Genomic DNA, 387 nt, shown 5'->3' with positions numbered 1-387 from the left:
CACACTGGGAAGGTGTAAAAACAGTGGGTGTTATTGTTTCTTATAGAAAAGAAAAAGGTAAATTAAGCAATGAGTTATGCTATAGATACTATATTAGTTCAGCGAATTTAACAGCGGAAGAACTCGCGAGAGGAGCACGACAACATTGGCAAATAGAAAATGGATTACATTGGCGTTTAGATGTAGGATTTAAAGAAGATGAGTGTCGAATTAGGCGCGAAGGTGCAGCACCTGTATTTGCGGGGCTGAGACACATCGCATTTAATCAGCTAAAAGCAGAAAAAAGCTTTAGTAAAGGCATGCCCGCAAAACAGAAAAAAGCTATGCGCAGTACAGCCTACCTTGAAAAGGTACTGAACGCATAGACTTTTTTCATGCTCTTGCCCT

1 protein-coding gene is annotated in these 387 nt (G+C 40.3%); it reads left to right on the top strand.

Annotated elements, in window-relative coordinates:
* On the top strand, positions 1 to 365 hold a 365-nt coding region (locus P20495_RS21230), incomplete at its 5' end, for an ISAs1 family transposase (protein ID WP_033016585.1).
* Positions 366 to 387: the final 22 nt, after the last annotated feature.

The organism is Pseudoalteromonas sp. BSi20495, assembly GCF_000241185.1.
Taxonomy (GTDB): Bacteria; Pseudomonadota; Gammaproteobacteria; order Enterobacterales; family Alteromonadaceae; genus Pseudoalteromonas; species Pseudoalteromonas fuliginea.
The sequence above is the reverse complement of the archived record's forward strand: the minus strand, read 5'-3'. Positions and strand labels throughout refer to the sequence as shown.